Here is a 508-nt window from a genome sequence, read left to right as displayed (position 1 = left end):
TTCCCTAATAGGTACCGAAGTCGCTAAATCCAATTCTTTATTAACTTTATCCATATTATTAATAACTGTCTCAAAAAACGATTTATCTAGATAAAGTGATTCCAAAGCTTTAAGCGACTTTCCTTTTCCCTTATCCAGAATTTTTTTAATTTCTTTATTGTACCATTTAGCTGAATTCTTGGCTGGTGAACTTAAGCTTCCGCCTTTCCCTACTAGGGCATTTTTTATTTCTTTTCCAGCTATCACATTTAAATAATAGGAAAATGCAACATCTTCATTGTAATTTTTCTCATAGTTATCTATTTCTTGTTGTTCACCATCTTTTAATTCTTCCTTTTTCTTAAGTTTGTGATAGCGATCATAATAAAAAATTAATTCTTCAAATGTTTTAATGCCTGAAGGGATCTTTTTATCTTTTGAATTATCGGTAACCGGATTACCGATTATCTTATTCGGTATGTCGTCCTTAAAAACAGCACTATAATGTTTATATTCTTTAACCGCTTTG

At 30.3% G+C, this 508-nt stretch carries 1 protein-coding gene; it reads right to left on the bottom strand.

Going from position 1 to position 508, the window contains the following annotated elements:
• The coding region (locus AC3G7N_RS22755; RefSeq protein WP_489424360.1) for a hypothetical protein at positions 1–508 on the bottom strand (508 nt) is incomplete at both ends.

The sequence above is a fragment of the Virgibacillus carmonensis genome (assembly GCF_057836705.1).
Note: the sequence above shows the minus strand (reverse complement) of the source record. Positions and strands in the feature narration are given on the sequence as shown.